Here is a 25,523-nt window from a genome sequence, read left to right as displayed (position 1 = left end):
CGTCCCCGGCAGGGCGGCGCGGGCGGCGGCTCGGCCCCGTGCTGGGCGGCCGAGCGGTTCACGGCCCGTGCGAGGCCGCGTTCGGCACACCCCTGGAATACCCCTGGGGGGTATGTTGTTATGGCGGGTGTCCCCAGGACGGAAAAGAAGACCCGAAGGCACATCACACACGTGGAGTCACGATGAACAACCATTCCGGCCACGACATGACCGCCCACGGCGGGGCCCGTCCCGGTGGGCTGTCGGTCTCCGAGAACGGGTACACCCTCGAACTCGACTCGACGGTCTCTCCGCCCGGGGTACGGACGGTCACCTTCCGGGTGACCGGTCCCGACGGACGCCCGGTGACCGCGTTCACGCCCGAGCACGAGAAGAAGCTGCACTTCATCGCCGTCCGGCGCGACACGACCGGCTTCCAGCACGTGCACCCGGTGATGGACGGGAAGGGCACCTGGAGCGTCGACCTGACGCTGGAGCCTGGGGACTGGAGGTTCTTCGCCGACATCCACCCGGACGGCCACGACGGAACCCTGACGCTGGGCATCGACGCCTCGGTCGCCGGGCCGTACGACCCGCAGCCGATTCCCGGCGGTGCGCGCAGCGCCCACGTCGGCGAGTACACCGTCACCCTCGACGGCGAGCTCCTGCCCGGCACGGCGAGCGACCTGACGCTCACCGTCAGCCGGAACGGGCGGCCGGTCACCGATCTGCAGCCCTACCTGGGCGCGTACGGGCACCTGGTGGCGCTGCGGGTCGGCGACCTGGGCTATCTCCACGTCCACCCGGACGGCGAGCCCGGCGACGGCGTCACCGAGCCGGGGCCCGGGATCACCTTCATGGCCGCGGCGCCGTCGGGCGGCGTCTACCGCCTCTACCTGGATTTCCAGCACGAGGACGTCGTCCGGACCGCCGAGTTCACGGTACGGACCACCGCGACCGCACCCGGCCCGGACGCGGCGCCCCGGGCGGCGTCCGAGCACGCGGGCCACCACGGCGGCCACGCCCACCACTGACCGGCCGCGGGAACTCACCGGCCGGCCCGGCCCGGCCGCGCACGGCCCCGTCGTGGGGCGCTCGATCCGTCGAGCGCCCCACCACCCTCCAGCACAGCCTCCCCGTCGGAAGGACCGCCATGCCCCGCCTGACCCGACTCACACCCGATACAGCGGTCGGCGCCTCGCGCGACCTCCTGGCCGAGCTGGTCTCCCGGCACGGCGAGGTCGGGGACATGGTCTCCACAATGGCGCACTCGCCCGCCGTCCTGGGCGGCTATCTGCAACTCAGCCGGGCCATGGGCCGAGCCAAGCTCGACCGCGGGACCAGCGAACGGATCTCGATCGCCGTCCAGACCCTGCAGGGCTGCCGGCTCTGTCTGGACGCCCATGTCGGCGCCGCTCGCAGGCTGGGAGTGGACGAGGGCGAGATCGAGCGTGCCCGCGCGGGCACCTCGGACGACCCCGGGATCGCGGCGATCATCGCCCTCGCCCTCCAGGTCCACCGCGAGCCGACCTCGATCACCGACGCCCAGCTCCTCGCGCTCCGCGAGCACGGCTACAGCGACCGCGCGATAGCCGACGTCGTCGGGGTCGTCGCACTCAACGTCCTCACCGGCGCCTTCAACCTGCTGGCCGGACTCACTCCGGAGAGCGACGCCGATGCGTAGGGACTCCCCCGCCTCCCCGCGCGGGGCGCGGCCTCCGGCGCGAGGCCGCGCCCCGCCGCACGGACCCGGAAGGAACACGCCATGCGCCTGTTCGCCAACCGCGACTACCGCCGCCTGTTCGGCGCGCAGATCATCGCCCTCTTCGGCACCGGCCTGGCCACCGTGGCCCTCGGGCTGCTCGCCTACGACCTCGCCGGTCCGAGCGCCGGGGCCGTCCTCGGCACCGCCCTGACCATCAAGATGGTCATGTACGTGGTCATCGCCCCGGTCGCCGCCGCGTACGTCGACCGTCTTCCCAGAAGAACCCTCCTGACCCTCCTCGACGCGGTGCGCGCCGTGGTGGTCCTGGCGCTGCCGTTCGTCACGGAGATCTGGCACATCTACCTCCTGGTCGGCCTGCTCCAGGCCGCTTCCGCGGCGTTCACCCCGACGTTCCAGGCCGTCATCCCCGACATCGTCACCGAGGAGTCCGACTACGTACGCGCCCTGTCCGCCTCGCAGGTCGCCTCCACGATGGAGAGCCTCCTCTCCCCCGTCCTGGCAGCGGTCGCCCTGGCGTTCCTGAGCTTCGACCGGCTGTTCCTCGGCACCTCCGCCGGATTCCTCCTCTCCGGCCTGCTCGTGCTGTCGACGCGCATCCCCGAGGCCCGTCCCAGCTCCCACACCCGGGCGTGGGACAGGGCGACGGCGGGGATCAGGACCTTCCTCGGGACACCGCGGCTGCGCGGCATCATGGCGCTCAATCTCGCGGTCGCGGCGGCGGGCTCGATCGTCGTCGTCAACACCGTCAACTACGTCCGTGACGAGCTCGGGGGCTCGCAGTCGGCCGTCGCGTGGATGCTCGCCGCCTCCGGCGGCGGGACCCTGCTGGCCGCCCTAGTCCTGCCGCGGGTACTCGACCGGGTCGCCGCCCGGACGGTCATGGTGACCGGCGCGGGAGTCCTCGTCGGCGGCACGGCCGCCGCGGTGACGCTCGCCACGGCCGGACCGACCGCCTGGATCGGTACGGCGATCGTCTGGGCCCTGATCGGCATCGGCATGGCGCTCGTCATCACCCCGACCGGCAAGGTCCTGCGCGCCTCGGTCGAACCGAACGCGATCCCCGGGGTCTTCGCCGCCCAGTTCTCCCTCTCGCACCTCGCCTGGCTGATCACCTACCCCGTCGCCGGATGGCTCGGCACGAACACCGGCTTCGCCGCCGCCTGGTCCGCCCTCGCGGCGCTCGCCGCCGCGGGCGCGATCGGCGCCCTCCTCCTGTGGCCGCGCCACGACGGACGAGGAGCCGCGCCCGGGGCCCTGACCCCCGTCCCGGCCGGACGCCCGTCGGACCGGTCCGCCCTCTCCAGGGCCGCGTAGAACGCGCTGTCGGTCGCCGACGTCGCACGGGCCCGGACGGAGCCCGGTTACGGGGGCCTCAGCCTCCGACAGCCGCATTCGATCGACCCAACAGCAGCTCGCCATACCCCTGGGGGGTATCTGCCCAAGCGAAGCCAGATACCCCCCTCCCGTATTGGAGAAAGTCATGTCAACCTCGTCCGCCCCGCCCAGCCCACGCCGCTGGACGGCACTCGTCCTCATAGCCCTGGCCCAGTTCACGGTCATCATGGACACGTCCATCATTGGCGTGGCGCTCCCCAAGATGCAGGTGGACCTGGGCTTCTCCCCCGAGGGCCTCTCCTGGGTGTTCAACGCCTACGTCGTGGCCTTCGGCGGGCTCCTCCTGCTCGGCGGGCGGCTCTCCGACCTGTTCGGCGCCAAGCGGATCTTCGTCGCCGGGTGGATCGTGATGGCCGGGGGATCCCTGGTCGCCGGCCTCGCCTCCGAGATCTGGATCGAACTGGCCGGACGCGCCCTGCAAGGCGTCGGCGCCGCGCTGATCGCCCCGGCCGCCCTGACCCTGCTGATGATGCTCTTCGGCTCCCGCCCCAAGGAACTGACCAAGGCGCTGGCGCTGTACGGCGCGGCGGCCCCGGCGGGCGGCACCGCCGGCGTCTTCCTCGGCGGTGTGATCACCGAGTACGCCAGCTGGCCCTGGGTGTTCTACATCAACATCCCGATCGCCCTGATCGTGCTGGCCTTCACCCCGGGGGTCATGCCCTCCTCCGCCGTCCGCCGCGGATCCGTCGACTTCGGCGGAGCGGCCACCGTCACCGTGGGACTGGCCACCGCCGTCTACGCCATCGTCCGCGCCCCGGAAACCGGCTGGGGCTCGGCCGAGACCTGGCTCGTCCTGCTGGCCGGCCTGGCGCTCATCGCCGCGTTCGTCGCCATCCAGTCGAAGCGCCGTGAGCCGCTGATGCGGCTGGGCATCTGGAAGGCCCCCAACCTCGCAGGCGCGAACATCGCACAGCTGCTGATGGCCGCCGCGTGGATCCCCATGTGGTTTTTCCTCAACCTGTACCTCCAGCAGGTCCTGGGGCTGGGAGCGTTCGCCTCGGGCGCGGCCCTGCTGCCCATGACGGTCGCCATCATGATCATGATGATCGTCCTGGCACCCCGCCTGATGGCCCGTTTCGGAAGCAGGCCGCTGATCGTCACCGGGCTGCTGGCCCTCGCCGCAGGCATGCTGTGGCTGTCCTTCGCCCGGGCGGACGGCACCTTCTGGGTCGACGTCCTGCCCGCGTCCCTGCTGGCCGCGGCCGGCATGTCGCTGGCCTTCATTCCCTCCCTCGGCACCGCGCTGTCCAGCGCGCGCCCCGAGGAGGGCGGCCTGGCCTCCGGCATCGTCAACACCAGCTACCAGGTCGGCTCCGCCCTCGGACTGGCCGCGATGACGGCCGTGTCCGCGGCGTACGGCGCCCGTGAACTCGGCAACCCCGAAGCACTCACCGACGGGTTCTCCGCCGCCTTCGTCGGAGCGGCGGCCCTCGCCGCCGTCGGCGCGGTCGCGTCACTGCTCACCCTGCGCGGGGCCCCCGCCCAGGACTCCGCCCCCGGCGAGAAGCAGTCCGTCTAGGCGGGCGGCGCTCGAACCCGCAGGGGCCGGTCCGGTGGGCCGGCCCCTGCGGGGCGGTCGGGTTCGGGCGGTCGGATCAGGCGCGCAGGAACGTCTCGACGCTGGTCGCCAGAGCCAGCGGAGTCTCGTACATCGGGTAATGGCCGCTGTTCGGGATCTCCTCCAGTTCGGCGTTCGGATAGTGGCTGAGCCACGTGGCGCGCATGGCGTCGGCCGTCAGGGCGAGATCGTGCTCGCCGACGACGACCTTGACCGGTACGGGGTTGCCGGTGATCCGCTCCGTGAGGTCGGCGGCGACCCAGTCCTTCACGTAGCCGCCGAACGCCTCGCGGGTCGACCCCTCCAGGGAGCGGTCGACCATCAGGTCGAGCCATACCCGGGGCGCGCGTCGACCGGTGACCAGGTCCACGATGGCCCGTCGCTTGTCGCGGTCGTGCGCCGCCCCGTAGAACAGTGCCTCCCCGTCGCGGTCCAGCGGATAGACGCCGGCGGGGACGGGCGCCAGGCCGACCAGCTTGCGCACCCTCCCCGGAGCCTGTGCCAGCACCTGCTGGGCCGCCTTGCCACCCATGGAGTGGCCGATGAGGGAGAAGCTCTCCCAGCCGAGTTCACCGGCCAGGGCGAGGGCGTCGTCGGCGATCTCGGCGAGCGTGTACGCGCCACCGACGGCTTTGCGATCGCCGTAGCCCCGGTAGTCGAGGAAGGCGTATCCGAAGGTGTCGCCGTCCAGGTAGTCCAGGAAGGAGCCCCAGCCGGAGCTGGTCCCGAACCAGTCGTGAAGCACCAGCACCTTGTGGTCGCCGGAACCGATCAGACGGTGCGGCATGCTCATTCGGGGTTCCTCCCGGGTCGTGGACGATCGGGCGCGCGGGGCGAGGCGCGCACCGGATCCCTTCCCCCGGCCGGGACCGCGAACCGGATCCACGGGGAGTGCCACCGTCCGTGCGGCGGAGTCCCATCCGGCCGCCGCGCGCTCCCCGAAAACCGGCTCCCCCGGGGGCGTCCGCTCAGTGGCCGCCGGCCAGTTCTCCGGTGAGCCTGTCGTGGAGGCGCGCGCTCGGATCGTCGAGGCCGGTGATCTCGACGGTCTTGCCGCGCTGGGCGTACTTGGTCTCGATGGCGTCGAGAGCGGCGACGGAGGAGGCGTCCCAGATGTGGGCCGAGCTCAGGTCGATGACGACCCGGTCGGGGTCGTTGGCGTAGTCGAACCGCCCGACGATGTCGTTGGAGGAGGCGAAGAAGAGTTCGCCGGTGACCCGGTAGACGACGGTGGTGCGGTCGGGGTCGGTGACGGCGGTGACATCGGCGACGTGGGCGACGCGCTTGGCGAAGATGACCATGGCGGTGACGGAGCCGACGACCACGCCGACGGCGAGATTGTGCGTGATGACGACACAGGCGACGGTGATCACCATGACGGCGATCTCGCCGGCGGGCATCCGCCGGAGGGTCCTGGGCGCGATGGAGTGCCAGTCGAAGGTCGCGAAGGAGACCATGACCATGACGGCCACCAGCGCGGCCATGGGGATGTCGGAGACGACCGGGCCGAAGACGATGCACAGCACCATCAGGAACGCGCCCGCCAGGAACGTGGAGAGGCGGGTGCGGGCGCCGGACACCTTTACGTTGATCATGGTCTGGCCGATCATGGCGCAGCCACCCATGCCGCCGAAGAAGCCGGTGACGATGTTCGCGACGCCCTGCCCGAGGGATTCACGGGTCTTGTTCGAGTGGGTGTCGGTGATGTCGTCGACCAGCTTGGCGGTCATCAGCGATTCCATCAGGCCGACCAGCGCCATCGCGAACGCGTAGGGGGCGATCGTCGTGAGCGTGTCGAGGGTGAACGGCACGTCGGGCAGGCCCGGCACCGGCAGGGAGGACGGCAGGGCCCCCTGGTCGCCGACGGTCGGCACCGCGATGGCGGCGCCGACGGTGATCACGGTGAGGATGGCGATGGAGACGAGCGGGGCCGGGACCACCGTAGTGATCCTCGGGAAGAGCACCATCAGTGCGAGGCCGCCGATGATCAGGGGGTAGACGGGCCAGGGCACGTCGGTCATCTGGGGAATCTGGGCCATGAAGACCAGGATGGCCAGGGAGTTGACGAAGCCGACCATCACCGACCGCGGAATGAACCGCATCAGCTTCGCTACGCCCAGCGCGCCCAGGACGATCTGGAAGACGCCCGCGAGGATGACGGCCGCGATGAGGTGGCCGAGACCGTGGTCACGGTTCAACGGTGCGATCACCAGGGCGACGGCGCCGGTGGCGGCGGAGATCATGGCCCGCCGCCCGCCGACGACGGAGATCACCACGGCCATGGTGAAGGAGGCGAACAGACCGATCGCGGGATCGACTCCGGCGATGATCGAGAACGAGATCGCTTCGGGGATCAGCGCCAGCGCGACGACCAGTCCCGCCAGCACCTCGGTACGCCACACCTTCGGATCGGACAGCCAGTCGGGCTTCAGGTCGCGCAGGCGGGCGGCCGGGGACACAGCGGATGCGGCGGAAGACAAGGGAGAGGTACCTGTCCTGGTCGGGCGCGCCCGGTCGACGGGCGAGTGCGTCGACGGGCGAGTGCGCGGGGATGTCGGGGCGCCGGGCGGCCCCCGCGGGCGGCTCCGTGAGCGCGGAGCCGGAAGACCGGGGTGGAGACGGACGCGGATCAGCGCTTCGGTGCGGCCGCGGTCACGTCCGGGGCCGGAGCGTCACGGCGGGCAGAGCGCGGCACCGGAAGTCATGGGCTCGCGCACGCTCTTCTCCTGAGACAACCTGAGACAATCGGACCTTCGTCGGAGGCTTCATCGGCCCCGATACGGCGGTACGGGCAGCGGAACGCGGCCTCACCTCCGGCAACTCTACCCTGACGTTAGGGTAGAGATCGGCTGAGGAGGGCCCGACCGGACGGAGGGGCGCCCCCTGTGCCCAGGGGCGGCATCGGTGGGGACGATCCGGGAACGTACCGGGAACGAGAGAGGCCAGAGGCACCGGCGTGGACGGCAAGCACATGCAGATCGGCGAGGTCGCCGCACGGACCGAGCTCTCCCTGCGCACCATCCGTCATTACGAGGAGACCGGCCTCGTCGTCCCCTCCGCCCGGTCCCAGGGCGGATTCCGCCTCTACACCGAGACCGACGTCGCCCGTCTCATGGTCATCCGGAGGATGAAGCCGCTCGGCTTCACCCTGGACCAGATGCGTGAACTGCTCGATGCCACCGACCGGCTCGACGGGGACGACCGGCTCGACGCCGGCCGGCGCGAGGAGCTGCTGGCCCGGGTGCGCGCCTATCAGCAGGCCGCCGCCGAGCAGGTCGAGAAGCTGCGCGTCCAGCTCGCCCGGGCCGAGGACTTCGAAGCCACCCTCCGCGCCCGCTGGGACGGCGACCCCGCACCGTAGGAGGAGGCGGACCGTTGCCAGGTCTCCCGCTTCGAGGAGACCATCGAGTCCCGCGAAGAGGACAGGTACCGGTTGATGCACACGCCAGAGCTGACGGAAGCCCACATCGAGGACGCGAGCAACCTCCTGGTCGCCCCTTCGGTGTTGCACGACGACGACGCGATCAGGGACTTCTTCGGTTCCGTCATCACGCCCGAGGATCTCGCCGCGGGCGCGACCGACCTCACCGGGAGGACCGTCTACCTGTGCGGTGACATATCCGCGCTCAGCGGCCGCCGCCTGCACTCCGCCGCCCGGGTGTTCGTCGTCCGGGAGCTGTCCCACGGGTACCACCAGGACATCGACGGCCCCTGGACCCTCATCGACCTCGGTCGGGTCCCCATTCGCGTACACGGGGTCGGCGTGTACTACCGCCGCTTCTTCGGGCTCGACGCCGGTCATTTCGAACGGATCAGCGCGGAGCACGCGTTCCAGTCCCTGACGGAGTCCACCAAGCCCGGCACAGCGCATCGCAGCGGAATCTATCTGACGCCCGTCACACGGAACGGCGACGCTCTGCGTTTCCGCCTGCTCCGATGCTCCACGAACCTCTCGGGGCCGACGGAGGGTTTCCGCCCGACCGACACACACATCGTCGAGGCGCTGAACCGCGAGGCGGCCTCCGTCTTCCGGGGCCAGGCTCCGCTGAATCACGTCCTCGCCCAGATCTACCACAACACCCTTGCCACGGCGGAGCGCAAGCAGTCCAAGGCCAAGATCTCGGCCCATGCCGACAAGACCAAGGACATGCCCGTCAACGGCATCATGGCGTTCTGCACTTTCTACGACCGGCTCGACGGCCTGCGCCCCCTGACCGGTGACGCCTTCGACCACGGCGTGAAAGGCGTCAGCGGGCTGACCCGACTCCGCTTCCGTCTCAAGGAGACGGCCGAGGAACGCGACGGGACCCCGCTCCCCCCGCAGTTCAGCGTGACCCTCTATCCCGGCTCCGTGTTCTTCATGCCGCTGTCCACCAACCGCCTGTACACGCACGAGATCCGGCCCCCGGCCCTGGACGCGGAGTTGCTCCCGACCCGCCTGGGGTACGTGGTGCGCTGTTCGAGCACCGAAGCCGTGCACAGGGACGGCCACACGTTCCTCGCAGTGGCCGGGGGCCTGGTGAGGATGGAACCGCCCACACCGGCCGGGCTGGACGATCTGCGCAAGCTGTACGCCGAGGAGAACCGGACCTCGTCCTTCATCGACTACGGCGACGCATTCCTCTTCAGCATGAACTCGGGAGACTACGTTGCCCCCAGGATCTAGGTTCTCGGACGAGATCCTCGTGTGCGCCATGCCGACCGGGGAGGACCTCTTCACGGAGCTGTCCACTTCGGCCCGGCTGGAAGAACTGGGCAAGGGGCGGCGAGGCGCCGTGCTCACCAGGACGGACGAGACGGACGGAGTGCCCCTCGTACGCACGACCACGCGGTACAGCAGCCCCGCACAGCGCTTCCGGGCCGTGCACGAGCGGCTGGCGCGACGCGTCCAGGAACGTGCGGCGCTGCCGGTCGGCTTCAACAACGCTCTCATCGAGACCTACACGAACGCCTACACGAGAATGGGCGGCCACTCCGACCAGGCCCTCGATCTGGCCGACGAATCGTTCATCGCCGTCCTCTCCTGCTACCGGTCTCCCGAAGCGGGCCCGCCGAGGAAGCTGATCTTCGAACCGAAGGAGTCCGGTGACGAGAGGTTCGAGGTCCCCCTGACCCACAACGGTGTCGTCGTGTTCTCCGTCGACGCGAACAGGCGCCTCAGGCACAGAATCGTGCTGGAGGATCCTTCCCGGACAGCGGACAACCTGTGGCTGGGCGTGACCTTCCGTACGTCGAAGACCTTCGTCCGGTATCGCGACGGGCAGGCGCACCTCTCGCGGGGTGCTCGCCTCACCTCGGCCGACGAGGAGCAGAGGAGTGAGTTCTACCGGCTGCGACGCCGCGAGAACAAGGAGACGGACTTCAGCTACCCGCCACTGACGTACACCGTCAGCGAGAGCGATCTGATGCCGCCCGTCTGACCTTCGGGCCCTCGACCACGTGGCGGGGCCGCACTCCGCCGCGAAGGCCGCCTGCTCCTCACCTCCGCACGCGCGGCATCCCCAGCCCGATCCACGAGATGATCCCCGGGAGCCGTAGACCTTGACCGCCGAGGCGTCCTGGGGGGTGAGGGCGCCGTCCTTGAGGGCCGCGACCATCTGCCAGTTGAGCAGTTTCATCGCGTCGAGGCGGGTGTGGGTACGGGCGAGCAGGGCGCGGACCGCCATCGTGCCGTGGGCGCCGAGCCTGCGGACGACCGTGTCGCGGTAGAAGCGCTTCTGGGCGGCGGGCTCCGCGTAGCGGGCGTAGGCGTGGTGGGGCACCAGGGTCGTGAAGCAGGTGCGCGGTTCGGTACGCAGCCGCTGCTGCTCAGGCGTGTATGCGAGGTGCACGGCCCCTCCGGAGTCTCGCTTCGGCGTCGTCCGTGTGCGGCGGCGCACACAGGAGAACGTGTTGCAAGAATCCGGAAGGGCCGGCGGGCGTCCGGCGGACGAAAGGCCCAGCGGTCAGCGCTTGACGGCGCGCAGCACCACGAATTTCGGATCGCCCGCGACCGTGGTGCAGTTCCCGAAGATCCGGCGCAGATGGGTGTGGTACGAGAGGTGCCGGTTGCCCACGACCCAGAGCTCACCGCCCTGGCGCAGGGCGGTGCGGGCCCCGGCGAACATCGTGCGGGCCGTCGCGTCGGTCGTAGCCATGTGCGAGTGGAAGGGCGGGTTGTTCAGCACCAGGTCCACGCTGCCCGGGTCGAGGTCGCCGAGACCGTCACCGACCAGGAAGTCGGCCTTGGCGCCGTCGGGCGCACCGGCCCGGAAGGTCTCCTCGGCGGAGGCGACCGCCCCGTAGGACTCGTCGACGAAGGTGAGGTGCGCGTCGGGGTTGGCGAGGGCGGCGGAGAGCCCGAGGACCCCGTTGCCGCAGCCCAGGTCGACGACCCGGACCGCCCCGGACCGGGTGGGCAGGTGCTTCAGGAAGAAGCGGGTGCCGATGTCGAGGCGCTCCGCGCAGAAGATCCCCGCGTGGTTGACGGCGGTCAGGCCCGCGACCGGGCCCACGTCGGCGGGCAGCTCGTAGCGGTGCGGCCACGGGCTCGGCGTGCGCGGCAGAGCGGGGTCCGGGGTGCAGAAGATGAGCCGTGCCTTGCGCACCGCGAGGGAGGTACGGGTCGGGCCGATGATCCGCTCGAAGAGCTTGAGCGTGGAGGTGTGGATCTCCTTGACCATGCCGGTGCCGATGATCACGGTGCCGGAGTGGACGGAGGGGGCGATCCGGTGGAGCTGGTCCTCCAGGAACGCCAGGGACTTGGGCACCCGGACGATCAGGACGTCGATCCGGTCCGGCGGGGTGTCGCGCGAGGACAGCAGCCGGACCGCGTCCTGGTCGATGCCGTTCCTGGCGAGGTTGGCGAGGGTCGCGCGCCGGGCCAGGTAGGAGTCGCTGATCTGTACCGGCCGGTGCCCGGCCAGCGCGGTGGCGAGCGCCCCCCACCGGTCCCCCACGACCGCGACCGTCCCCGAGAGGTCGACCGGGCCCGTCTCGGGGTCCGTCAGCTGCCGGAGCAGGTATTCGTCGGCGGCGTCCCACGCGCGGAAGGGGTCGCGCGGGTACTCGGGGAAGCGGGCGAGCTCGAAAGCGCCCTGTGAGGTCGTCAAACGGTTCATATGTCACTCAGGCTAGCCGAGGGACCGGGGCGCGCCCCACACGCTCCCCGGCTCCCCGGCGGCATCCACCTCGACGTACGGCTCCGCGCGCCCGCCCGCCGGGTGCGTCCGCGGGCCCGCCGGGCCGTCAGGGCAGTTGTTTGTCGATGGCCGAACGTCCCTCGGCGGCCAGCTTGCGCCGCGCCCATTCCAAGGTCTCCGGCGTCAGGTCCCGCCCGGAGGCGAGCACCAGGTCCTCCGCGCTCGGCCGGTCGCTCGCGCCCGTGTGCAGGAGCCGGTCGGGCGTGATGCCGTCCGGCCCGGACACGGCCGCGGATACGGTTTCGGACTCTTCGCTCATGCCGCCTCCTCGTCCTTGCGGCAATTCTCGCCCCCCGCCGACCCGGCCGCATCCGAGAAGCGAGCGCCCGTTACCCGGGAGGGTGAATCAGCCCTTGGGGGGCCCGGGGAGTGGGCAGGAGAAGGAGGTCGTTGCCCCATTCTCCGAGGCGGTGCCCATGCTCCACGGTGTCGACGTCAGCGCCTATCAGCCCTCCTACGACACGGACGGACTCGACTTCGTCATCATCAAGTCCACCGAAGGCCGCACCTACGTCAATCCGCGTCTGAACGCGCAGGTGAAGCGGGCCAGGGACGCCGAGTGCGTCGTCGGCTTCTACCACTTCCTCTGGCCGGGGGACGTGGCGGACCAGGTGGCGTACTTCCTGAGCAAGACCCCGGAGAAGGCGGGCGATCTGCTCGCGGTCGACTGGGAACAGACCGGCGGCGGGACGCGGGCGAGCAACGCGGACAAGGACCGGTTCATCCGCGCGGTGAAACGGGAACGGCCCGACCACCGGGTCCTGTTGTACTGCAACCGCTCCTTCTGGCTCAACCACGACACCACCGGCTACGCGGGCGACGGGCTGTGGATCGCCGACTACGGCACCGCGGGCAAGCCCCGCGTCGAGGCGGAGTGGCGCATTCACCAGTACACCGACGACCCCCTCGACCGGAACGTGGCCGACTTCGGCTCGGTCCGCGCCCTGCGCGACTGGGCGGCCGGCCGGTAGGGCCCCGGCCGGGGAGGGCGGACACCCCGCACGCCCCGCGCACCCCGTACGCCCCCGGCGGCCCTGGGCCACCAGGGGCGTACGGCACTCCAACGGCTTCCTACGGGCCCATTCTTGACCTGCACATGATAGGTACACACTGTTCACACGTGGGGCACGGTGCGTGTGGAAGGCTCCCGCCTGACCACCTACCGCACGGCCGTCGCGCGGGCACCCCACCCCGGGTCCTCCTCGCGACGCCCGCGTTCCGGAGAGGACACCCCACATGTCCCGTCGTCACTCGTTCTACGCGCGTCCACTGCTCGCCGCGGTGGCGGTCGTCACCGTGCTCGCCGGCACCGCCGCGGCGGCCCCGTCGGACGCCTCGCCCGGCCGTTCCACCGCCACCGCGGCAGCCCTCGACGACACCTACTACCAGGACGCGCTCGGCAAGACCGGAGCCGAGCTGAAGTCCGCCCTGCACACGATCATCAGCGACCAGACCAAACTCTCCTACAGCCAGGTGTGGGACGCCCTCAAGGCCACCGACGAGGATCCCGCCGACTCCTCCAACGTCGTCCTGCTGTACACCGGGCGCTCCCAGTCCGAGAACGACAACGGCGGCAACGTGGGCCAGTGGAACCGGGAGCACGTCTGGGCCAAGTCGCACGGCGACTTCGGCACCGCGACGGGCCCGGGCACCGACGTCCACCACCTGCGGCCCACCGACGTCAAGGTCAACTCCACGCGCGGGAACAAGGACTTCGACAACGGCGGGAGCGAACTGGGCGACGCACCGGGCAACTTCACCGACAGCGACTCCTTTGAACCGCGCGACGAGGTCAAGGGCGACGTCGCCCGCATGATCCTCTACATGGCGGTGCGCTACGAGGGCGACGACGCCTTCGCCGACCTCGAACCCAACGACCGGGTGAACAACGGGTCCGCACCGAAGATGGGCAAGCTGTCGGTCCTGAAGCAGTGGAGCCAGGAAGACCCGCCGGACACCTTCGAGAAACGCCGCAACGACGTCATATTCGACCGGTTCCAGCACAACCGGAACCCGTTCATAGACCACCCGGAGTGGGTCGGCGCCATCTGGTAGTCCGTCCCGCCCGGCGGGTACGACTCAGTCCTCCCCGGCCAGGGCCCGCGCGCAGCCTTCGACGGCGTCCTCACGGGTGGCGTAGCGCGGCAGGTCCTGGCCGGTCCGTTCCCGCACGAGGTCGGGCGGGCCCAGCAGATCGTTCGGGTCGACGACCGCCGCGCGCCGCCCGTCGCCGGCGAGCCGGGCGAGCCCGGTGTGCAGCATCGCCAGGGCCACGGAGTCGACGGACGTGACGTCGTGCAGGTCCAGGACGACCGAGCCCCCGTCCGGCCCGGACTCGTCCAGGGCGTACAGCACACGCTCCGCGGCCGTGAAGTCGATGGACCCCTGGGCGACGACGACGCCGACCTGTTGGTGGAGGACCCGTTCGCGCCCGGCCGAGGGCGCGGACGGCAGGTCGTCCGCGGTGGTGACGAGGGTGACGGTGGAGCCGGGGAGTGCGGGGTTGAGCATGAGGTGGAGCCCGTAGCGGTCCGACATCGCCTCCAGTGCGGCGTGGCCGCGCACCGATCCGCCGGTGGCGTCCAGCGGCGGGCTGTAGGTCGCCACGCCGAAGCGGGCGGGTCCCACGGCGATGAGGCCGCCGGACACCCCGCTCTTGGCGGGAAGGCCGACGCGCAGCAGCCATTCGCCCGAGCCGTCGTACATGCCGCAGGTCGCCATGACGGCGAGGACCCGGGCGGCGACCTCGGCGGGGACGACCCGCTCGCGGGTCACCGGGTTCACGCCGCCGTAGGCGAGGGTCGCGGCCATCGTGGCCAGGTCGACGGCGGTGACCCGGATCGCGCACTGACGGAAGTAGCGGTCGACCGCCAGGACCGGGTCGACGGGCATGGTGCCGGTGGAACGGATCAGGTACGCCAGCGCCCGGTTGCGGTCCCCGGTCACCGACTCGGAGCTGAACACCTCTTCGTCGACGTCCAGTTCGCGCCCGGCGAAGCGGCCGAGGCAGTGCAGGATCCGGTCGAAGGCGGGTTCGTCCCGGGTGTCGGGGATCAGCGCCGTGGTGACGATCGCACCGGCGTTGACCATGGCGTTGGCGGGCCTGCCCGTACCGGGTTCGAGGCTGATGGCGTTGAACGCCTCGCCGCTCGGCTCGGCGCCGACCCAGCGGCTCACCTCGTCGAGGCCGAGCAGGGAGAGCGCGAGGGCGTAGACGAAGGGTTTGGAGACCGACTGGAGGGTGAAGGGGACCTCGGCCTCGCCCGCGACATAGCGGTGTCCGTCCATGCTCACCAGCGAGAGACCGAAGGCGTCCGGATCGGCCAGGGCCAGCTGGGGAATGTAGTCGGCCGGCTTCCCCTCCCGTACGCCGACGAACCGGTCGCGCAGGTTCTGGAGGGAGTCGGTCACCGCGTCGGCGGCGCTCATGGCCCGCCCTTCCTCAGCCGCGCTCGGCCTGGGCGACCCGGGGGAAGGTCTTCACCCCGGCGGCCTTGCGGCTGTTGGCCTGGAGGGAGACCGTACGGTCCGGCGGCGCGTCCTCGACGCCGACGACGACGGTGTCGAGGACCTTGTCCTCGGCGTCGACGAACTCCACCTTCACGGCGAAGAACGCCGCCTTGTCCGTGGGGTTGGTGACCCGGACGAGGGCGCTGCGGACCTCCTCGGACGCGTCGAGCGGCAGTCCGTTGACCGAGACGTCGCCGACGGCGTTGCCCCGGCCCTCGACCTCCTCCAGCCGCTTCGTCGCCTCCTGCCGTACGCGTTCGGACTCGGCGGAGACCGAGGCGGCGAAGCTCTCCTGGGTGCGGGGGCTCGGCGCCTCGGAAGGCGACTCCTCCGGTTCGGGCGTGAGGGTGTGGACGCCCTGATCGGTCCCTTCGCCGCTGGTGTCGGAGTCACAGGCCGCCGTGGAGGCGAACAGCAGGCCCGCGACGGCTACGGGGGCCAGGGCGCGTACGGCTCGGCGCACGGGGAGTTTCGGCTTCACGGACGGTCCGTCCAATCCAGGAGAGGAGGTGCGGGAGGGGGGAAGGGCTGTGGGCCGGTCACACCGTCTCGTCGCCGAAGATGTCGCGGAGCTTCGCCTCGCGCTCGGTGTCGAGGTTGCTGTGGAGGAGTTCGGCGCCGTCGCCGGGCAGTTGTGCGCCGATCCGCTCGGGCACCTCGTTCATGGTCAGCAGGAACAGCGCCGAGGTTCCGGGCGTCACCTTCTCCTTGACCTCGGCGATGAAGTCGTCGTCGATGCCGACGTCCGCGAGCCTCCCGCCGAGCGCCCCGGCGGCCGCCCCGATGGCCGCGCCCAGCAGCGGCATGAGGAAGATCAGGCCGAAGAGCATGCCCCAGAAGGTCCCGCTGAGGGCCCCGGCGCCGACGAGGTTCAGCAGCTGTTTCGTGCGCGGCTTGGCCCGGTCGGCGGGCCAGCTGACGACCGCCGCGTCGAGGATCTTGATCAGCCCTTCCTTCTGAAGGGATTTCAGCGCCTCCTCGACACTCTCCGCGCCTTCGGCCGTCCCGAACTTCCACACCGTGAGCGTGGACATCGCGCAACCTCCCGTACTCCAAGGGCAACAACTCGCTCATATTAGGATCAAAAGGTATGAATTGACTCGTCGAAGCATCCGCTTCATACGGGAGCGGGTTCGAGCCCTGGGAGGGAACGATGGATACGGACGCCCTGACCGCCGACCTGTTGCGGGAGCTGCGGGCGACCCGGCCCTATCCGGCCCTGTCCCTGACCATGCCGACCCACCGCAAGGCCCCGGACAACGCCCAGGACCCGGTCCGCCTGCGGAACCTGGTGGCGGATGCAGGACACCGTCTCGAAGCCGATCCACAGGTCAGCCGCGAGGTCCGGGCCGCCCTCGTGCACCAGCTGGAGCGGGCGGCGGGCGAGGTCGACCCCCGTGCGGCCATGGACTCCCTGGTACTCCTCGCCACCACCGAGGAGTACTGGATCTGGCAGTTGCCGCGCACCGCACCCGAACGGGTGGTGCTCAGCGACACCTACCTCACCCGCAACCTCGTCGCCGCCAAGGCCCAGACCCGGCCCTTCCGGGCGCTGACGGTCGCCGCCGACCACGCGACGCTGTGGATCGGCACGGGCGACGGCATCCGCCGGGAGGAGGTCGGCGGCTTCCCTCTGACCGCGCCGAAGGAGCCGCCGAACCCGCAGCGCGAGGAGCGGATCGGGGACACCCCGAGCCTCTTCACCGACGAGGAGACGCGGAACTTCTTCCGCGATGTCGACGAGAAGCTGCGCGCGGTGCTCGCCGATGACCCGCGCCCGCTGTATCTGGTGGGCCTCGCCCCCGCCCTCGCCCTGCTGGACGAGGTCGGCGAGAGCTCCGGGTCCGCCGTCGGCCGGGTCACCAAGGGCGCACCGGCCGACCTGTCGCCCGCCGAGGTCCTCGAGGAGTTGCGGCCCGCTCTCGACGAGGGCGCTCGCCGGGCGGCGGAGGAGGTGGAGACCCGGCTCGACAACGCCCGCAGCGCCCACTCCTTCGCCGGCGGGCTCGACGAGGTGTGGGCGGCCGTCCGTGAGGGCCGGGCGGGGCTGGTCGCGGTGGAGGAGCACTTCCAGGCGGCCGTCCAGGTGACCGCCGAACACCTGGAGCCGGTGCCCGAGGGGAGCACGCAGAGCGCGGACGGCACGATCCGCGAGGACATCGTCGACGAACTGGTCGAGGCCGCGCTCGACAGCGGCGCCGATGTGGTCTTCGTCGAGGACGGTTCGCTGGCGGACCACGGCCGGATCGCGGCGGCGCTCCGCTACTGACCGAGGCCTCTGAGAGGGCCCCGTGCCGTCAGCCCAGGCGGCGGAGCGGCTGCCCGTCGAGGAAGGCCCTGATGTTCTCCACGGCCTGGCCGTAGTAGGTCTCGTAGTTGGCGCGCGACACATAGCCCAGGTGGGGGGTGGCCAGCAGCCGCGGAGCCGTGCGGACCGGGTGACCGGCCGGGAGCGGCTCGGTGTCGAACACATCGGTCGCGGCGCCGGCGATGACACCGGCGTGCAGGGCGGCGAGCAGGGCGTCCGTGTCGACGACGGCCGCCCTGGAGGTGTTGACCAGATACGCGGTCGGGCGCATCAGGGCGAGTTCGGCCGCGCCGATCAGGCCCCGGGTCCGGTCGCCGAGCGCCAGGTGGACGGAGACGAAGTCGCTGGAGGCCAGCAGTTCCTCCTTGGAGGCCGCCAGCTGTGCTCCGACCTCGTCGGCCCGTTCCTCCGTGAGGTTCTGACTCCACGCCAGGACGTCCATGCCGAACGCCAGGCCCACGCGCGCGACCCGGCCGCCGATCTTTCCGAGTCCCAGCAGCCCGAGCCTCCGCCCGTGCAGATCGGCGCCGAGGGTGGACTGCCAGGGGCCGCCCGAGCGCAGCGACTCGGCCTCGGGGACGATCCCGCGCGCCAGGCCGAGGAGCAGCGCCCAGGTCAGCTCGACGGGCGGGGTGGAGGAGCTGGCGGTGCCGCAGACGACGACCCCGTGCCGCTTCGCCGCGTCGAGGTCGATGACGGAGTTGCGCATCCCGGAGGCGACGAGCAGCCGTAGCCGGGGCAGCCGGGCGAACAGCTCCGCCGGGAAGGGCACCCGCTCGCGCAGGGTGACCACGAGGTCGAAGTCGGCGAGGGCCGCGGCGGCTTCGTCCTCGGTGGCGAGGTGCTCGGTGAAGGTCACGACCTCGACGTCCGCGGTCACGGGCGACCAGTCGACGACGGTGGTGGCGACGGACTGGAAGTCCTCGATCACGGCACAGCGCAGCTTCATGGCGGCCTCTCCGGGGTGGGTCTCGGGTCGCCGCCCATGATCGCTCATCGCCCCGACGGCGAGAACGCCGGTGGGTGGGAACGCCGGTCGGGGGGGAACAGATCCGGTGACCGACGCCGTCAGCCGCCCCACGTCCAGTCGACGACCTCCGGCAGGTCCGTGCCGTGCTCGCGGATCCAGGCGTGGTGGCGGGTGCGGACGTCCGCCATCTCCTGGCGTACGGCGACGGCCCGGACGCCGAGCCCGGGCACCCGGTCGATGACGTCCATGACCAGCCGGTAGCGGTCGAGGTCGTTGCGGACGACCATGTCGAACGGCGTGGTCGTGGTGCCTTCCTCCTTGTAGCCGCGCACATGGAGGTGGGCGTGGCCGTTGCGGCGGTAGGCCAGCCGGTGGATCAGCCACGGGTAGCCGTGGTAGGCGAAGATCACCGGCTTGTCGCGGGTGAACAGGGCGTCGTACTCGGAGTCCGGCATGCCGTGCGGGTGCTCCGCTTCGGGCATCATGCGGGCGATGTCGACGACGTTGACCACGCGCACGGCCAGCTCCGGCAGATGGCGGCGGATCAGGCCGGCGGCGGCCAGCGTCTCCTGGGTGGGCACGTCCCCGGCGCAGGCGAGGACCACGTCCGGCTCCCGGCTCCCGTCCTCGGTCCCGGCCCACTCCCAGGCTCCGGCCCCGCGCGCGCAGTGGGCGCGGGCCTCGTCCGGGGTGAGCCAGTCGAAGGTCGGCTGCTTCCCGGCGACGATCACGTTCACGTAGTCGCGGCTGCGCAGCGCGTGGTCGGCGACGGAGAGCAGGGTGTTGGTGTCCGGTGGGAGGTAGACGCGCACGACCTCGGGGCTCTTGTTGAGGATGTGGTCGACGAAGCCGGGGTCCTGGTGCGAGAAGCCGTTGTGGTCCTGGCGCCAGACGTGCGAGGTGAGCAGGTAGTTGAGGGAGGCGATGGGCCGCCGCCAGGGCAGCCGGCGCGAGGTGCGCAGCCACTTGATGTGCTGGTTGACCATCGAGTCGACGATGTGGGCGAAGGCCTCGTAACTGGAGAAGAGCCCGTGCCGTCCGGTCAGGAGGTAGCCCTCCAGCCAGCCCTGGCAGAGGTGTTCGGAGAGCACCTCCATCACGCGGCCGTCGTGGGCGAGGTGTTCGTCGGTGGGCAGGGTGCCGGCCTGCCAGGCCTTGCCGGTGGCCCGGTAGAGGGCGTCCAGCCGGTTGGAGGCGGTCTCGTCGGGGCCGACGACGCGGAAGTCCCTGCGGTCCTCGGTCGCGGCCATCAGGCTCTCCAGGAGGCCGCCGAGCACCTTGGTCGGCTCGTGGAGGGCGGTGCCGGGACTGTCGACCCGTACGGCGTGGTCCGCCGGGTCGGGCAGCGGGAGGTCGCGCAGGAGCAGCCCGCCGTTGGCGTACGGGGTGGAGCCGAGCCGGGCAGCTCCCTCGGGCACACAGGCGAGGACCTGTTCGGTGGGGCGGCCGTCGGCGTCGAAGAGTTCGGCCGGCCGGTAGGAGCGCAGCCAGGCTTCCAGCTGCCGCAGGTGTTCCGGGTGGTCGCGGACGCCGGAGAGCGGGACCTGGTGGGAGCGCCAGGTGTTCTCTACGGGCAGTCCGTCGACCTCTTCGGGTCCGGTCCAGCCCTTCGGGGTGCGCAGCACGATCATGGGCCAGCGGGGGCGCTCGGTGGCGCCGTCCTCGCGGGCGGCCCGCTGGTACGCGCCGATGCGGTCCAGAGCGGTGTCCATGGCGGCGGCCAGGGCCCGGTGGACGGCTGCCGGGTCGTCGCCGCTGACGAACAGGGGGTCGTGCCCGTAGCCGCGCAGCAGTTGGCCGAGCTCCTCCTCGGGGACGCGGGCGAGGACCGTCGGGTTGGCGATCTTGTAGCCGTTGAGGTGGAGGATGGGCAGGACGGCCCCGTCGTGGACCGGGTCGAGGAACTTGTTGGCGTGCCAGGAGGCGGCGAGCGGGCCCGTCTCGGCCTCGCCGTCGCCGATCACGCAGGCCACCGTGAGGTCCGGGTGGTCGAAGGCGGCTCCGTAGGCGTGGGCGAGGGCGTAGCCGAGTTCGCCGCCCTCGTGGATGGAGCCGGGCGTCTCGGGGGCGACGTGGCTGGGCACGCCGCCGGGGAACGAGAACTGCCGGAAGAGCCGCCCCATGCCCTCGGCGTCCCGGCCGACGTCCGGGTAGGTCTCGGAGTAACTGCCTTCCAGCCAGCAGTTGGCGAGGACGGCCGGCCCCCCGTGTCCGGGCCCCCACACGCACAGGGCGCTCAGGTCCCGGGACCTGATCACCCGGTTGAGGTGGGTGTGGACGAGGTTGAGCCCCGGCGAGGTGCCCCAGTGGCCGAGCAGCCGCGGCTTGATGTCCTCGGGGACGAGCGGGCGGGTCAGCAACGGGTTGGCCATCAGGTAGATCTGGCCGACGGCGAGGTAGTTGGCCGCGCGCCAGTGCGCGTCGAGCGCGGCGAGTTCGTCGTCGGAGAGGGTCGAGGGCGCGGAGGGCGTACGGGGGTCGCTCACGGAGCAGGTCTCCTCGTCGGGTGACGGCGCACGGGCGGGGGTGTCAGGACGCCTCGGGTCCGTACCAGAGTGTGGTGGCGTTGCAGAACTCGCGGATGCCGTGTCCGGCCAGCTCACGGCCGTAACCGGAGCGCTTGATCCCGCCGAAGGGCAGGGCCGGGTGCGAGGCGGTCATCCCGTTGAAGAAGACCCCGCCGGCCTCCAGGTCGCGGGCGCAGCGCTCCTGCTCGCCGGGGTCGCGGGTCCAGACGTTGGAGCTGAGGCCGAAGGGGGTGTCGTTGGCCAGGTGGATCGCCTCGTCGAGGTCGGCGACCCGGTAGAGGGTGGCGACGGGGCCGAAGGTCTCCTCGCGGTGGACGCGCATGGCGGTGGTGATGGAGGCGAGCACGGTGGGCTCGTAGAACCAGCCGTTCTCCAGGCCGCCGCCGAGCTTGTCGGGACGCCGTCCGCCGCACAACACCTCCGCGCCCCGCTCGACGGCGTCGTCGACGAGTTCCTCCAGGTCGGTGCGGCCCTGTTCGGTGGAGAGCGGTCCGATGTCGGTGCCCTCCTCCAGCGGGTCTCCGACGGTCAGGGCGCGCATGCCCGCGGTGAACCGCTCGGCGAACGCGTCGTAGACGTCGGCGTGCACGATGAAGCGCTTGGCGGCGATGCAGGACTGGCCGTTGTTCTGGACGCGGGCGGTGACGGCGGTAGCGGCGGCCTTCTCCACGTCCGCCGAGGGCAGGACCAGGTAGGGGTCGCTGCCGCCGAGTTCCAGCACGGTCTTCTTCACCTCGTCACCGGCGGTGGCGGCGACGGCGCGGCCGGCCGGTTCGCTGCCGGTGAGGGTGGCGGCGGCGACGCGCGGGTCGCGCAGGATCGCCTCGACGGCGCCCGAGCCGATCAGGAGCGTACGGAAGCAGCCGGCGGGGAAGCCCGCCCGGTGGAAGAGGTCTTCCAGGTAGAGGGCGGTCTGGGGCACGTTCGACGCGTGCTTGAGAAGTCCGACGTTGCCCGCCATCAGTGCGGGGGCGGCGAAGCGCACCACCTGCCAGAGCGGGAAGTTCCACGGCATCACGGCGAGGACCACGCCGAGGGGGCGGTAGCGGACCAGCGCGCCGGTGGCGCCGGAGTCCTTCACGTCGTCGGGGTCCGGGTGTTCGTCGGCGAGCAGCCCCTCGGCACGGTCGGCGTACCAGCGCATCGCCTTCGCGCACTTGGCCGCCTCCGCGCGGGCCGCCGTGACGGGCTTGCCCATCTCGACGGTCATCGTGCGGGCGATGGTGTCGCGGTCCTCGTCGAGGAGGTCGGCGGCCCGGTTCAGCCAGCCGGCCCGCTGCTCGAAGGGGGTGGCGCGGTACTGGCGGAAGGTCTCGGCGGCGGCGGCGATCCTGCGTTCGGTCTCCTCCTCGCCGAGGGCGTCGAATGACCTGATCAGTTCGCCGTTCGCGGGGTTGACCGTCGCGATGGGCATGGCAGTGGCCTCCTTTGCATCGGTACTCCGACCGTGCCGCGCCGCACCGGTCCGCGCAACGCGGCCCTCCCCTCCCCCGCACATACCCGGCCGACGCGGATCATGCGTGCCGGGGCAGCGCGTTCCGCGTCGGCCGGGTGAGGGGGCCGCTCCTCCGGGCGGTCACACGAGCGCCGCCAGGGGAACGAGGCGGGCGGTGCGAACGCCGGGCAGCGGGGTGTACGGGAGCAGACCCGCGGGCCGCGGCGCCTCGGCGTAGCGGGTGAACCAGACCACTTTGCCGTCCGTGGTCCGGCAGGTGCCCCAACTGTCGCTCAGGGCCATGACCCGGCTCAGCCCGCCGCCGGCCGGCAGCAGTCGCGGCATCCGGGCACTGTCGTCCGCGACGGACACGGTCACGTGCCGCCCGGTCCAGCGGAGTTCGACGACGCAGGTGCTGCCGTCGCCGACGTGCCGGTGGACGTTGGTCAGGAGCTCGTCCAGGGCCCGGCACACCGGGCGGACGTGCAGGTCGAGACTCCAGTGACGAAGGTGTGCGGCGACGATCCGCCGCACCTGGGAAACGCGCTCTGCCGACACCTGCAGTTCGACCGAGTAGTGCCGGTCGAGTGGAACGGTCATCGTCGAGGCTCCTCACCACGAGGCCCACGTCTGTCACCCCGTCGTACTTCACCCCGCCGTACGAACGAACCCCGAACACGAAACGTGAGCGCACATCACTTCTGGGTCACTCATCAGGGTGCGTCGCGTAGGCCGGACGCGCAACAGCTGAGCCGTCCGTGCTGGTGGGAGCCGATGTCCGGTCGCAAGGCGGTCAGAGCAGGTAGGGCAGCAAGGTGTCCGGGGTGAGGGGCAGTTCGCGCAGCCGGGCGCCGGTGGCGTGGCGGACCGCGTTGCCGATGGCGGCGGCGGTGCCGACGATCCCGATCTCGCCGATGCCCTTGGAGCCCATCGGGTTGAGGTGGCGGTCGTCCTCCTCGATCCAGTGCGCCTGGATGTCGGCCGTGTCGGCGCAGACGGGCACGTGGTAGGCGGCGAGGTCCTTGGCGGTGAAGTCGCCGAAGTCCGGGTCGATGCCGCAGCCCTCGGTGAGGGCCATGCCGATGCCCATCACCATGGCGCCGGTGAACTGGGAGCGTGCGGTGCGCGCGTTGAGGATCCGCCCGGCGGCGAACACGCCGAGGAGGCGGCGTACGCGGACCTCGCCGGTCACGGCGTCGACGGCCGTCTCGGCGAAGTGCGCGCCGAAGGCGTGCCGGGCGTACGGGGACTCCTCGCCGGTCTCCTGTTCGGTGTCGGCGGTGACGGTGATCCCCTCGGCGGGCAGCGGGCCCCGGTGCTCCGCCAGGCGGGCGGCGAGGCCGGTCGCCGCCTTGTGCACGGCCCAGCCCCAGGAGGCGGTGCCGGAGGAGCCGCCGGCCAGTGGGGCGGCGGGCAGGCCGGTGGAGCCGATGTCGACGCGTACGGCCTCCGGGGCGACGCCGAGCACGTCGGCGGCGATCTGGGCCAGGACGGTGCGGGCCCCGGTGCCGATGTCGGTGGCGTTGACCTCGACGCGCAGGGCGCCGTCCGGCGCCGCGTGGGCGGTCGCGGAGGACCGGGAGACGAGGACGGGGTACGTCGCGGAGGCCACGCCCGTACCGATGAGCCAGCGGCCTTCCTGGCGGGCGGCGGGCCGGGGGTCGCGGTCGTGCCAGCCGAACCGGGCCGCACCGTCGCGCAGGCAGGCGGCGAGACCGCGGCTGCTGAAGGGGCGGCCGCTGTCCGGTTCCGTCTCCGGCTCGTTGCGCAGCCGCAGCTCCACGGGGTCCAGGCCGAGGGCGGAGGCCAGCTCGTCCATGGCGGACTCCAGGGCGTACATCCCCGAGGCCTCCCCCGGGGCGCGCATCCAGGAGGGACTGGGGACGTCGAGGGCGGTCACCCGGTGCGCGGTCCGGCTGTGCGGCGAGGCGTACATGACACGGGCGGGCACGGCGGCCTGCTCGACGAACTCCTTCACGGTGGAGGTCTGGGTGACGACCTCGTGGCTGACGGCGGTGAGCACCCCGTCCAGCTCCGCGCCGAGCCGGACCCGCTGGATCGTGGGGGCCCGGTGACCGACGACCTCGGGGAGCTGGGACCGGGGGAAGGCGAGTTTGACCGGACGTCCGGTGTGCCGGGCGGCCATCGCGGCCAGGACCCCCTGCGGGCGGGTGGTGCCCTTCGAGCCGAAGCCGCCGCCGACGTGCTCGGAGACCACGGTGATCCGGTCGGGGTCCAGGCCGAACGCCTGGGCCAGGCTCTCGCGGACCTTGGTGGAGCCCTGGCTGGAGTCGTGGACGGTGAGGTGTCCGTCGGCCCACACGGCGGTGGCGGCGTGCGGCTCCATGGGGTGGTTGTGCAACGCGACCATCCGGTAGGTGGCGTCGACCTGGACGGGCGAGGCTGCCAGGGCCCGTTCCACGTCACCGCGCACCCGGACGGCGGGTTCACCGCCGTTGGCCTCGTCGGGCGTGTAGAGGCCGGAGTGGTCCTCGGTGAGGGTGACGTCGTGCGGATCGCGTTCGTACTCGACGAGGAGTTCCCCGGCACCTGTCCGGGCGGCCTCCAGGGACTCCGCGATCACGAGGGCGATCGGCCAGCCGTGGTGCGGGACCCGGTCGTTCTGGAGCACGGCGAGGATCGGGTCGTCGGGCTCCTGGAGCTCGGGCGCGTTGTCGTGGGTGAGAACGGAGTGGACGCCGGGTACGGCGAGGGCGTCGACGGCCCGCACGGCGGTGACGCGCCCGGCCGCGACGGTGGCCGGGACGGTCCAGGCGTACAGGCAGCCGGCGGGCGTGCGGTCCAGCGCGTAGCGGGCGGTACCGGTGACCTTGTCCCGGGCCTCTCTGCGGACGACGGGCGCACCGGGGAACTGCGGGGCTTGCGTGGTCATGGCGGTGGGTCCTCGGGGGTCGGTGGTGCGGGCGGGCGGT

At 71.5% G+C, this 25,523-nt stretch carries 21 protein-coding genes and 3 pseudogenes; 10 read left to right on the top strand and 14 right to left on the bottom strand.

Annotated elements, in window-relative coordinates; translation table 11 throughout:
• The first annotated feature begins 182 nt into the window (after positions 1 to 182).
• From AC3CH1_RS34855 to AC3CH1_RS34840, 4 genes are all read left to right on the top strand, one after another.
• Entirely contained in the window at positions 183 to 1,013 is an 831-nt protein-coding gene (locus tag AC3CH1_RS34855) for a hypothetical protein (RefSeq protein ID WP_488466531.1), read from the top strand.
• 119 nt (positions 1,014 to 1,132) lie between these two features.
• Positions 1,133 to 1,663 (top strand): carboxymuconolactone decarboxylase family protein, encoded by a 531-nt coding sequence (locus tag AC3CH1_RS34850; protein ID WP_488466530.1) that lies wholly within the window; start codon positions 1,133 to 1,135, stop codon positions 1,661 to 1,663.
• A gap of 81 nt (positions 1,664 to 1,744) precedes the next feature.
• Entirely contained in the window at positions 1,745 to 3,019 is a 1,275-nt protein-coding gene (locus tag AC3CH1_RS34845; RefSeq protein WP_488466529.1) for an MFS transporter, read from the top strand.
• A 166-nt stretch (positions 3,020 to 3,185) separates the two neighbouring features.
• Positions 3,186 to 4,619, top strand: coding sequence for an MFS transporter (locus AC3CH1_RS34840; protein WP_488466528.1), 1,434 nt, complete (start codon positions 3,186 to 3,188; stop codon positions 4,617 to 4,619).
• Between the two features lie 76 nt (positions 4,620 to 4,695).
• Here the strand turns inward: AC3CH1_RS34840 and AC3CH1_RS34835 are convergent, their stop codons facing one another.
• Positions 4,696 to 5,451: an alpha/beta fold hydrolase gene (locus tag AC3CH1_RS34835; RefSeq protein WP_488466527.1), complete on the bottom strand. Its 756-nt coding sequence runs from the start codon at positions 5,449 to 5,451 to the stop codon at positions 4,696 to 4,698.
• Between the two features lie 175 nt (positions 5,452 to 5,626).
• A complete protein-coding gene (locus AC3CH1_RS34830; protein WP_488466814.1) occupies positions 5,627 to 7,117 on the bottom strand; it encodes a SulP family inorganic anion transporter in 1,491 nt (496 codons plus the stop codon).
• A 497-nt stretch (positions 7,118 to 7,614) separates the two neighbouring features.
• Between AC3CH1_RS34830 and AC3CH1_RS34825 the strand changes: the two genes are divergently transcribed.
• The 3 genes from AC3CH1_RS34825 (at position 7,615) to AC3CH1_RS34815 (ending at position 10,078) form a co-directional block, all read left to right on the top strand.
• Positions 7,615 to 8,019 carry a MerR family transcriptional regulator gene (locus tag AC3CH1_RS34825; protein ID WP_488466526.1) on the top strand — a complete coding sequence of 135 codons (405 nt, stop codon included), beginning with the start codon at positions 7,615 to 7,617 and terminating at the stop codon, positions 8,017 to 8,019.
• A 75-nt stretch (positions 8,020 to 8,094) separates the two neighbouring features.
• Positions 8,095 to 9,324: a hypothetical protein gene (locus tag AC3CH1_RS34820; protein WP_488466525.1), complete on the top strand. Its 1,230-nt coding sequence runs from the start codon at positions 8,095 to 8,097 to the stop codon at positions 9,322 to 9,324.
• Entirely contained in the window at positions 9,308 to 10,078 is a 771-nt protein-coding gene (locus tag AC3CH1_RS34815; protein ID WP_488466524.1) for an alpha-ketoglutarate-dependent dioxygenase AlkB, read from the top strand. The genes AC3CH1_RS34820 and AC3CH1_RS34815 overlap by 17 nt, the downstream gene beginning before the upstream one ends.
• A gap of 81 nt (positions 10,079 to 10,159) precedes the next feature.
• Here the strand turns inward: AC3CH1_RS34815 and AC3CH1_RS34810 are convergent.
• The 3 genes and pseudogenes from AC3CH1_RS34810 to AC3CH1_RS34800 all read right to left on the bottom strand — a co-directional run.
• Positions 10,160 to 10,342: pseudogene (locus tag AC3CH1_RS34810) on the bottom strand (acyl-CoA dehydrogenase family protein); the annotation flags it as partial.
• A 261-nt stretch (positions 10,343 to 10,603) separates the two neighbouring features.
• The gene (locus tag AC3CH1_RS34805; RefSeq protein WP_488466523.1) at positions 10,604 to 11,758 is read right to left on the bottom strand and encodes a methyltransferase; all 1,155 of its coding nucleotides are present in this window, start codon (positions 11,756 to 11,758) and stop codon (positions 10,604 to 10,606) included.
• 127 nt (positions 11,759 to 11,885) lie between these two features.
• Positions 11,886 to 12,098 (bottom strand): hypothetical protein, encoded by a 213-nt coding sequence (locus AC3CH1_RS34800; protein WP_488466522.1) that lies wholly within the window; start codon positions 12,096 to 12,098, stop codon positions 11,886 to 11,888.
• Positions 12,099 to 12,255: 157 nt separating this feature from the next.
• Between AC3CH1_RS34800 and AC3CH1_RS34795 the strand changes: the two genes are divergently transcribed.
• Both AC3CH1_RS34795 and AC3CH1_RS34790 read left to right on the top strand, forming a co-directional pair.
• On the top strand, positions 12,256 to 12,810 hold the full coding sequence (locus AC3CH1_RS34795) for a GH25 family lysozyme (protein ID WP_488466521.1): 555 nt from the start codon (positions 12,256 to 12,258) through the stop codon (positions 12,808 to 12,810).
• Positions 12,811 to 13,075: 265 nt separating this feature from the next.
• Complete coding sequence (locus tag AC3CH1_RS34790) at positions 13,076 to 13,894, top strand: endonuclease I family protein (RefSeq protein WP_488466520.1); 819 nt, start codon at positions 13,076 to 13,078, stop codon at positions 13,892 to 13,894.
• Between the two features lie 24 nt (positions 13,895 to 13,918).
• Here the strand turns inward: AC3CH1_RS34790 and glsA are convergent, their stop codons facing one another.
• Genes glsA through AC3CH1_RS34775 form a run of 3 tightly spaced genes read right to left on the bottom strand, consistent with a single transcriptional unit; the run spans position 13,919 to position 16,383 of the window.
• Positions 13,919 to 15,268, bottom strand: a complete 1,350-nt coding sequence (gene glsA, locus AC3CH1_RS34785; RefSeq protein WP_488466519.1) for a glutaminase A — start codon at positions 15,266 to 15,268, stop codon at positions 13,919 to 13,921.
• A gap of 13 nt (positions 15,269 to 15,281) precedes the next feature.
• Positions 15,282 to 15,830 carry a hypothetical protein gene (locus AC3CH1_RS34780; protein WP_488466518.1) on the bottom strand — a complete coding sequence of 183 codons (549 nt, stop codon included), beginning with the start codon at positions 15,828 to 15,830 and terminating at the stop codon, positions 15,282 to 15,284.
• Between the two features lie 58 nt (positions 15,831 to 15,888).
• Complete coding sequence (locus tag AC3CH1_RS34775) at positions 15,889 to 16,383, bottom strand: DUF1269 domain-containing protein (protein WP_488466517.1); 495 nt, start codon at positions 16,381 to 16,383, stop codon at positions 15,889 to 15,891.
• Between the two features lie 119 nt (positions 16,384 to 16,502).
• Between AC3CH1_RS34775 and AC3CH1_RS34770 the strand changes: the two genes are divergently transcribed.
• A complete protein-coding gene (locus tag AC3CH1_RS34770) occupies positions 16,503 to 17,618 on the top strand; it encodes a baeRF3 domain-containing protein (RefSeq protein ID WP_488466516.1) in 1,116 nt (371 codons plus the stop codon).
• A 28-nt stretch (positions 17,619 to 17,646) separates the two neighbouring features.
• Here AC3CH1_RS34770 and AC3CH1_RS34765 read toward each other — a convergent pair whose 3' ends face one another.
• The 6 genes and pseudogenes from AC3CH1_RS34765 to AC3CH1_RS34740 form a co-directional block, all read right to left on the bottom strand.
• A complete protein-coding gene (locus tag AC3CH1_RS34765) occupies positions 17,647 to 18,606 on the bottom strand; it encodes a D-2-hydroxyacid dehydrogenase family protein (RefSeq protein ID WP_488466813.1) in 960 nt (319 codons plus the stop codon).
• Between the two features lie 119 nt (positions 18,607 to 18,725).
• Positions 18,726 to 21,113: a phosphoketolase family protein gene (locus AC3CH1_RS34760; protein ID WP_488466515.1), complete on the bottom strand. Its 2,388-nt coding sequence runs from the start codon at positions 21,111 to 21,113 to the stop codon at positions 18,726 to 18,728.
• 43 nt (positions 21,114 to 21,156) lie between these two features.
• Entirely contained in the window at positions 21,157 to 22,569 is a 1,413-nt protein-coding gene (locus AC3CH1_RS34755) for an NADP-dependent succinic semialdehyde dehydrogenase (RefSeq protein WP_488466514.1), read from the bottom strand.
• A 162-nt stretch (positions 22,570 to 22,731) separates the two neighbouring features.
• Positions 22,732 to 23,190, bottom strand: a complete 459-nt coding sequence (locus AC3CH1_RS34750) for an ATP-binding protein (protein ID WP_488466513.1) — start codon at positions 23,188 to 23,190, stop codon at positions 22,732 to 22,734.
• Between the two features lie 193 nt (positions 23,191 to 23,383).
• Positions 23,384 to 24,268 (bottom strand): annotated as a pseudogene (locus AC3CH1_RS34745) (xanthine dehydrogenase family protein molybdopterin-binding subunit); the annotation flags it as partial.
• A 96-nt stretch (positions 24,269 to 24,364) separates the two neighbouring features.
• A pseudogene (locus AC3CH1_RS34740) lies at positions 24,365 to 25,483 on the bottom strand (xanthine dehydrogenase family protein molybdopterin-binding subunit); the annotation flags it as partial.
• Positions 25,484 to 25,523: the final 40 nt, after the last annotated feature.

The sequence above is a fragment of the Streptomyces sp. MGP-P1 genome (assembly GCF_057766565.1).
The sequence above is the reverse complement of the archived record's forward strand: the minus strand, read 5'-3'. Positions and strand labels throughout refer to the sequence as shown.

What these genes read in the sequence shown, in the direction of transcription:
- AC3CH1_RS34805 (WP_488466523.1), bottom strand. Translation starts at nt 11,758, where the DNA reads ATGAACCGTTTGACGACCTCACAGGGCGCTTTCGAGCTCGCCCGCTTC.
- AC3CH1_RS34835 (WP_488466527.1), bottom strand. Translation starts at nt 5,451, where the DNA reads ATGAGCATGCCGCACCGTCTGATCGGTTCCGGCGACCACAAGGTGCTG.
- AC3CH1_RS34770 (WP_488466516.1), top strand. Translation starts at nt 16,503, where the DNA reads ATGGATACGGACGCCCTGACCGCCGACCTGTTGCGGGAGCTGCGGGCG.
- AC3CH1_RS34845 (WP_488466529.1), top strand. Translation starts at nt 1,745, where the DNA reads ATGCGCCTGTTCGCCAACCGCGACTACCGCCGCCTGTTCGGCGCGCAG.
- AC3CH1_RS34755 (WP_488466514.1), bottom strand. Translation starts at nt 22,569, where the DNA reads ATGCCCATCGCGACGGTCAACCCCGCGAACGGCGAACTGATCAGGTCA.
- AC3CH1_RS34820 (WP_488466525.1), top strand. Translation starts at nt 8,095, where the DNA reads ATGCACACGCCAGAGCTGACGGAAGCCCACATCGAGGACGCGAGCAAC.
- AC3CH1_RS34795 (WP_488466521.1), top strand. Translation starts at nt 12,256, where the DNA reads ATGCTCCACGGTGTCGACGTCAGCGCCTATCAGCCCTCCTACGACACG.
- glsA (WP_488466519.1), bottom strand. Translation starts at nt 15,268, where the DNA reads ATGAGCGCCGCCGACGCGGTGACCGACTCCCTCCAGAACCTGCGCGAC.
- AC3CH1_RS34840 (WP_488466528.1), top strand. Translation starts at nt 3,186, where the DNA reads ATGTCAACCTCGTCCGCCCCGCCCAGCCCACGCCGCTGGACGGCACTC.
- AC3CH1_RS34855 (WP_488466531.1), top strand. Translation starts at nt 183, where the DNA reads ATGAACAACCATTCCGGCCACGACATGACCGCCCACGGCGGGGCCCGT.
- AC3CH1_RS34750 (WP_488466513.1), bottom strand. Translation starts at nt 23,190, where the DNA reads ATGACCGTTCCACTCGACCGGCACTACTCGGTCGAACTGCAGGTGTCG.
- AC3CH1_RS34850 (WP_488466530.1), top strand. Translation starts at nt 1,133, where the DNA reads ATGCCCCGCCTGACCCGACTCACACCCGATACAGCGGTCGGCGCCTCG.
- AC3CH1_RS34790 (WP_488466520.1), top strand. Translation starts at nt 13,076, where the DNA reads ATGTCCCGTCGTCACTCGTTCTACGCGCGTCCACTGCTCGCCGCGGTG.
- AC3CH1_RS34800 (WP_488466522.1), bottom strand. Translation starts at nt 12,098, where the DNA reads ATGAGCGAAGAGTCCGAAACCGTATCCGCGGCCGTGTCCGGGCCGGAC.
- AC3CH1_RS34775 (WP_488466517.1), bottom strand. Translation starts at nt 16,383, where the DNA reads ATGTCCACGCTCACGGTGTGGAAGTTCGGGACGGCCGAAGGCGCGGAG.
- AC3CH1_RS34765 (WP_488466813.1), bottom strand. Translation starts at nt 18,606, where the DNA reads ATGAAGCTGCGCTGTGCCGTGATCGAGGACTTCCAGTCCGTCGCCACC.